The 7050-nt window shown below is 44.9% G+C and carries 8 protein-coding genes; 7 read left to right on the forward strand and 1 reads right to left on the reverse strand.

Translation table 11 applies throughout. From position 1 onward, the window contains the following. The 7 genes from Q0338_RS03315 to Q0338_RS03345 form a co-directional block, all read left to right on the forward strand. On the forward strand, positions 1-624 hold a 624-nt coding region (locus tag Q0338_RS03315), incomplete at its 5' end, for a DegT/DnrJ/EryC1/StrS family aminotransferase (RefSeq protein WP_298085520.1). Between the two features lie 12 nt (positions 625-636). Continuing rightward, positions 637-1332 carry a pseudaminic acid cytidylyltransferase gene (gene pseF / locus Q0338_RS03320; protein WP_298085521.1) on the forward strand — a complete coding sequence of 232 codons (696 nt, stop codon included), beginning with the start codon at positions 637-639 and terminating at the stop codon, positions 1330-1332. 6 nt (positions 1333-1338) lie between these two features. Then, a complete protein-coding gene (locus tag Q0338_RS03325) occupies positions 1339-1563 on the forward strand; it encodes a hypothetical protein (protein WP_002953855.1) in 225 nt (74 codons plus the stop codon). Then, positions 1553-2413 carry a UDP-2,4-diacetamido-2,4,6-trideoxy-beta-L-altropyranose hydrolase gene (pseG, locus tag Q0338_RS03330; protein ID WP_298085522.1) on the forward strand — a complete coding sequence of 287 codons (861 nt, stop codon included), beginning with the start codon at positions 1553-1555 and terminating at the stop codon, positions 2411-2413. Before Q0338_RS03325 ends, pseG begins: the two co-directional genes overlap by 11 nt. Then, on the forward strand, positions 2398-2874 hold the full coding sequence (pseH, locus tag Q0338_RS03335) for a UDP-4-amino-4,6-dideoxy-N-acetyl-beta-L-altrosamine N-acetyltransferase (RefSeq protein ID WP_298085523.1): 477 nt from the start codon (positions 2398-2400) through the stop codon (positions 2872-2874). Before pseG ends, pseH begins: the two co-directional genes overlap by 16 nt. 8 nt (positions 2875-2882) lie before the next feature. Further along, entirely contained in the window at positions 2883-3911 is a 1029-nt protein-coding gene (gene pseI, locus Q0338_RS03340; RefSeq protein WP_298085524.1) for a pseudaminic acid synthase, read from the forward strand. 12 nt (positions 3912-3923) lie between these two features. Continuing rightward, positions 3924-5975: a 6-hydroxymethylpterin diphosphokinase MptE-like protein gene (locus tag Q0338_RS03345; protein ID WP_298085525.1), complete on the forward strand. Its 2052-nt coding sequence runs from the start codon at positions 3924-3926 to the stop codon at positions 5973-5975. 106 nt (positions 5976-6081) lie between these two features. On the opposite strand, the gene Q0338_RS03350 is transcribed toward Q0338_RS03345, so the two are convergent. Continuing rightward, positions 6082-7050: flagellin (locus Q0338_RS03350; protein ID WP_298085526.1), on the reverse strand; the 969-nt coding region annotated here is incomplete at its 5' end.

Below are 7050 nucleotides of genomic sequence, written 5' to 3' on the forward strand. Positions count from 1 at the left end.
GTTAGCATTTTTAGCTTTCACCCGGTTAAGCCGCTAACGACCTTTGAGGGTGGCGCGCTAGCGACAAATGACGACGAGATCGCGCGCCTAGCACGCCTCTACCGCTCGCACGGCATAGCTAAAAAACGCCTCTGGGATAGCGACCAGAGCCTGCTTGGCTACAACTACCGCCTACCAGACGTCGCCTGCGCGCTAGGGCTAAATCAGCTAAAAAGACTAGACGAAACTATCGCGGCGCGCGAGAAAATCGCCAAATTTTACGACGAAAAATTTGAGAAAAATCCGTATTTTAGCACCGTGAAGTTACCCGGCGACGTCGTTAGTTCGCGCCACCTCTACCCTATCTTGCTATTTCGCCAGTTCTGGTGTGCCAAAGAGGACATCTTCGCCGCCCTTCACGAGCGCGGCATCGGCGTGCAGGTGCACTATAAGCCGACTTATAAATTTAGCTTTTACCGCGAGCGCTACGGCGATATTTCGGTGCCTAGCGCCGAGGATTTTTACGCCGCCGAGCTTAGTATCCCGTGCCATCAGTGCATGAGCCTAGAGGACGCAAATTTCGTTGCAAATACGCTTTTTGAGGTTTTAAAGAGCTTTGATACGCCGCAAGGCTGCAGGGTTTAGGCGGTAAATTTGATGAGAGACAACCACAACTGCGCCCTTTGCGTCATTCCCGCTCGCGGCGACAGCAAGCGCATACCGCGCAAAAACGTTAAAGATTTTTTAGGCAAGCCGCTGATAGCCTACAGCATCGAAGCAGCGCTAAATTCGGGCGTTTTTGAGCGCGTCATAGTGAGCACCGACGATGCTGGGATAGCGGACGTCGCAGTTAAATTCGGCGCGCAAGTTCCGTTTATGAGGGACGCCGCGCTGAGCGACGACTACGCCACCAGTAGCGACGCCGTAGCGGACGCGGCGAGAAGGCTAGGCGGCGAATACTCTCATGTCTGCTGCCTTTACGCGACCGCACCGCTCATCACGGGTGAAATTTTACGTGAGGCTTACGGCAAATTTGAGGAAGCCGGGTGCGAGTTTTTATTTTCCGCGACCGAGTTTAGCTTCCCGGTCCAGCGCGCTATCAAGCTTGACGATAAAGGCGCAGTGAGTATGTTTTACCCGCAGTTTGCGCTAACTCGCTCGCAGGATTTAGAGCGAGCCTATCACGACGCAGGCGCGTTTTATTTCGGTAGGCGCGAGGCATGGCTGGAGAAAAAACCGATCTTTGCGGCGCATTCTAGGGCGTTTTTGCTACCGCGAAATTTAGTCTGCGACATCGACACGCCCGAGGATTTTGAGTTTGCGCAGAAGCTTTACGAGATAAATTACCGCTGAGGAAAAATGCAAAAAGATTACATAAAAGCCAAAATATCGGTAGCCAGAGCGCTCATGCAGATCTTTGCGGTTGCGGGGATCTTGCACATATTTTATCTGGCGGCTAGCTACCGCGGCTTAAACGAGGTTCAGATCCTGTTTTTCGCCTCTGCCGGTGCGGTTTACCTCATCGCCGCCGTGTGTTTGACGCTTAGGATTTTAAATTTGGCGGAAAAACTCGATGAATTTTAGCGAAATCTCAAACCTAAAAACTCTCATCCGCGCCGATAGCGGCTCGAAAATCGGGCATGGACACGTTAGGCGCGACCTCATCTTGGCGCAAAAATTTAAAGACGTCAGCTTTGCTTGCATCGATCTGCCGGGTAGTCTCATAGGCGAGATACCCCACCCCGTTTTTACGCTAAAAAGCGCGGATATAAATGAGCTGGTAAATTTGATAAAAGAGCATAAATTTGAGCTTTTAGCGATCGATCATTATGGCATTAGCGCGGCGGACGAAAAGCTAATCAAAGAGCAAACGAACATCCAAATTTTAAGCTTTGACGACAACTACAAAGAGCATTTTTGCGACTACTTGCTAAACGTAAATATCTACGCCCAGCCCCAAAAATACGCAAATCTCGTGCCCGCAAACTGCGAGCTGATACTTTCGCCGCTAGTTAGGAGCGAGTTTTATGGCGAAGCAAAAATCAAACGCGAGAAAAAATTTAATTACCTCATCGTGCTAGGCGGCACTGACGCGCTAAATTTGACGGCCAAAATCGCCTCAAATTTGCTCGCTAAAAACAAAAAAGTAGCCGTCATTACGACGAGCGCAAACATAAATTTAGCAAATTTGCAAAATTTGGCGGATAGCGAGCCAAATTTTAGCCTATTCATAAACTCAAACGAGGTGGCGCGGTTGATGAACGAGAGCGAAATTTTGGTGATTTCAGCTAGCTCGCTCGTAAACGAAGCGCTGGTTTTAGGCGCCAAATTTAAAGCCGTGCGCGTCGCGGACAATCAAAACGAGATGGCGCAGTGGCTAGCCGCAAACGGGCGCGAGATCTACGAGGCAGACGAGATATGCTTGAGCTTATAAATTTTACCGATCTAACGGACGAGCAAATTTTGATGATTTTGCGCTGGCGAAACGATGAGCGAGTCGCAAAATACATGAAAAACAAAAGCGTGAGCGAGCAAGAGCACAGAAAATTTATCGTAAATTTAAAAAACGACGAAACGAAAAGATATTTTTTAGTAAAAGAGGATAGCGACTATATCGGCGTGATCGATTTCGTGGATATCGAGGCGGACTCGTGCGAATTTGGCATTTACGCAAATCCAGAGCTAAAAGGCAAAGGCAAAATCCTAATACAAACAATCGTAGAATACGCCGCCAAAACGCTTAAAGTCGGCGAGCTAAAATCATGCGCCTACAACGAAAACGAAAAAGCGATCGCGCTATACCGAAAATTCGGCTTTGAAATTTACGGGCGCGACGAGCAAATGAGCTATATGTCGTTATCTTTACGCAAACTTGATATAATGGCTAAAAGTTAGGAAAATTTATGAAAATAGCAAATTTCGACACGGACGAAAAGGTATTTATCATCGCCGAACTCTCGGCAAATCACTCGGGCAGCCTGCAAACGGCGCTTGACACGATAAAAGCAGCTAAGCGCGCGGGCGCAGACGCCATAAAACTGCAAACATATACGCCAGATAGCCTCACGCTAGATTCGCGCGGCGAGGACTTCATGATAAAAGGCGGGCTGTGGGACGGGGCAAATTTATACGAGCTCTACCGGCAAGCTCTGACGCCGCGAGAGTGGCACGAGCAGCTTTTTGCGGCGGCTCGGGACGAAGGGCTAGTCTGCTTTTCAAGCCCATTTTGCAGAGACGACGCGGACTTTTTAGAGAAATTTAACCCACCCGCTTATAAGATAGCAAGCTTTGAGGTTACGGATTATGATTTCGTACGGTACGTCGCGCTTAAGGGCAAACCGATCATCATCTCCACGGGCATCGCGACCGAGCAGGAAATCGCCGACGTCGTGCAAATTTGCAAAGATGCGGGAAACGAGCAGATCGCGCTTTTAAAATGCACGTCTAGCTACCCTGCTCCGCTTGACGGGATGAATCTGCTCACGATTGCGGATATGAAACGCAAATTTGGCGCTGAGGTCGGCTTTTCAGACCATACGCTAGGTATCGTAGCGCCCGTTGTCGCCGTGAGTCTGGGCGCTCGCATCATAGAAAAGCACTTTATCCTAGATAAAAGCGTTCGCAGCGTCGATGAGGCCTTTAGCTTGGACGAGCGGGAGTTTGGCGAGATGGTAAAAGCCGTGCGAGGCGCCGAAGCGCTGCTTGGCAAAGTAAACTACGAACTAGACGATAAGGCCGTGCAAAATCGCCGCTTTTCCCGCTCGCTTTACGCCTGCGCGGATATCAAAGAGGGCGAAATCTTTAGCGAAAAAAACGTAAAAAGCGTACGCCCGGGATACGGCTTGCACCCTAAATTTTTACCCGAATTACTAGGTAAAGAAGCAAAAAGAGAGATAAAATTTAGCGAAAGAATCAAAAAAGAAGATCTATAAAAAGGAGAGAAAATGGCAAAAGAGATAGATAAAGAATTTGACCTAAAACATCTAAGCGTTAAAAAAACAAAGCATGGAGAGGCAAAACAGGAGGCTACAAACATAGATGGCTTGCAAAATCCGATCTTGAAACGTAACCTTAACGCCCTCTTTCAGCAAGATGAAATTCTAGCCACACGGCTTTTTGCTTTTACCGATCAAGGCGAATACGAGGTATTTGTCGGCAAAGACCCGATCGACATCAATATCATAAACAACAAAACCCTAAAATACGTCTATGAAAATCCGGTAAAAGAAATCACGGATATGCTAGAACAAACCGAAAAAGAATACAAACGCTATCCGATTATGTATTTTTACGGGCTTGGCAACGGTATATTTCACAAAGCTTTGCTGAAAAACCGAACGCATAAAAAAATAGTCGTAATCGAGCCGAAACTAGAGATCATTTATATAGTTTTAAATTTAATTGACCTCTCAGAAGAGCTTGCTAGCGAGAGATTGGTGCTGTTTTATTCAGAATTTGCCACATATACGCAATTTTATTTCATCGTCTCTCAAAGCGATTTCGTATCATACGCCAAGCTTTACGATTTGCACATTCATACGCATTTTTACGACCAATTTGCCGATGACTACCAAAGGATAAATCAAGACTTCATAAAAGCCATTTCGCAAATGGTTTTAGCTCATGGCAACAGTATTGACGATATGCTAATAGGCATCCGCCATCACATAGAAAATTTGCCGGAAATGATAACAAACTATGTTTACACCGATATGGTAAAAAAACGCCACGGACTTATGGATACCGCTATTATCGTAGCTACAGGTCCAAGCCTAGATAAACAACTCGTTACGCTTAAAAAATTTGCACCTTACGTTACAATTATCAGCCTTGACGCCTCATATCCGATCCTGATGAGGCACGGCATCAAGCCGGACTACGTAACTTCGATCGAGCGTGTAGAGGCGACATCAAGCTTCTTTAATAGTAAAAATAAAGAATTTGATGAAAATATCTACTTTATCGTCGCTTCTCTAACGCATCAAAAAACGATAAAAAATATCTTACCGCGCCGCCTTGTGCTTACTATGCGTCCTCAACAAAGCGAGATAGCGTTTAATATGAAAAAATACGGATATCTAGGCATCGGACACTCCACGGCAAACCAAGCCTATCAGCTAGCTTACGCGCTAGGGCATAAAAATATCGTGCTTATAGGTCAGGATTTAGCTTTTGCGCCGGACGGCAAAAGCCACGCCAGTGGACATGCGTTTGCACAAAGCGACGAGTATCTTTACGTCCCGGCCTACGGCGGCAAAGGAGAAGTCCGTACGACTTACGTTTGGAAGCTCTTTAAAAACCAATACGAAAAAGATATCGAGCAAGCAAGTTTAGAGGATATAAAAACATATAATTGCACCGAGGGCGGCGCCAAAATTAACGGCACTATAGAAGAGCCTTTTTTAGAAACTATGCAAAATTTAACCAAAGGCAAAGAACCCAAAAAACTACCGAATATACCAAAAAATAAAGAAAAAGCCACAGACAAAGATCTGCTAAAAGCCTATAATTTCTTAATCAAAAAAATAACTATTCAAAATTTAGCAAAAGATAGAATAGAAGCCGTATTTTTAGAACTTGTACCAAAAATTGACGAGATGATTAAGCTTAGGGACGAGAATAAAATAAGCGAAAACCTATTTAACAAGCTAGTAAAAATTGTAAACAAAATAGATAGGTTAAAAACATTTCTAAGTGCCAAAAAATTTACGCTATTTATAGAAAACGTCATACAAATGGCAATATATCATCAAGAACTAGAATTAGCTAAAATTTCAGTCGCACCAAGCGACACAAAGATTCAAAAAGTAAACAAACTACTTGAGTGGATCGAAATCCATAAGTATTGGCTTTTCTCTGCTGCAGGCGGATTAAACGCCGATATAGAAGTTACCAAAAAGGCTTCTAAAAATTTAGTTCGCGAGCTTAAAAAAAGAGGACTGATAACCAAAAACGAGATAGGCAAACCAAAAGAAGACTTTAATCTATCTTTTTAAATTACGTTAAATTTAAAAACCCCAAATCAGCCAAAAGCAGATTCGGGGTTTAGTTTCGTACACATAAACGCGCTAAACAGATCGCCGAAGCGATCTTAAATTTTAACTACTGGAGTAGTCTCAAGACGTTTTGCTGAACAGAGTTAGCTTGGCTCATAGCATAACTTCCTGACTGAGCAAGGATGTTAAACTTAGAGAAGTTTGCTGACTCGGCAGCGAAATCAACGTCTCTGATTTGAGATTCGGCTGATTTTACGTTTACTTGAGTAACTGTGATGTTGTTTACAGTTGCAACAAGCTGATTTTGAACAGAACCTAGGTCTGAGCGGATCTGGTCAAGAGTTTTTTGAGCAGACTCAGCGATATCCATAACAGCCATAGCGCCGCGCAAGGTCATAACGCCTGCTGATTGATTTACGCTTAGCTCCTTACTCATTCTTGAAAAGCCCATAGCCGTAGCTACTTTTTTATCTATTTGGCCGCGAACGTCTCTTAGAGAAACAGACTGTTGCTGACCGCCGTCTGCAGAAAATGCATCCTTACTTAGATTAAGTTGAGTTTTTCCGCCGATTTTTATATCGCGTCCATCCAAGCGAACTAGATTCAAGCGACCTACGAAACCTTTGGTTAATGCAGCCGTTCCCTTACCTAGACCTTTTGAAAGGTCGCCGCCTTTTACTTGTATGCCTCGACCGTCGCGGCTAGTTAAGACCATGGTTCCGGTTTCTGCGTCTACTGAAGCCTCTACGCCAGTTTGGTCTTTTACTTTATTGATGGCATTTACTAAAGCACCGTTGCTGTCGTTTGCTTTTACGTCAAGATCGCCTATTTTTACGCCGTTAATAGTGAATGACGTAAGTTGAGTACCCTCTGCTATATCACCTGCAGCTATCATGGTAACATCGTATGTGGCTCTAACACCTGTTTTATCAGTTAGCTTATTGATGTTTTCTGCTAGGGCACCCACGCCTTGACCAAGCCCAGTACCCATAGTAGCTGCAGCAACTTTTACGTTATTCACGCCGTCCACGTTTAAAAAAGTAAGCGTAACTTTACCGGAAGCTGTTAAAAGTTT

The organism is uncultured Campylobacter sp., from assembly GCF_938018145.1.
In the GTDB taxonomy this organism is placed as follows: Bacteria; Campylobacterota; Campylobacteria; order Campylobacterales; family Campylobacteraceae; genus Campylobacter_A.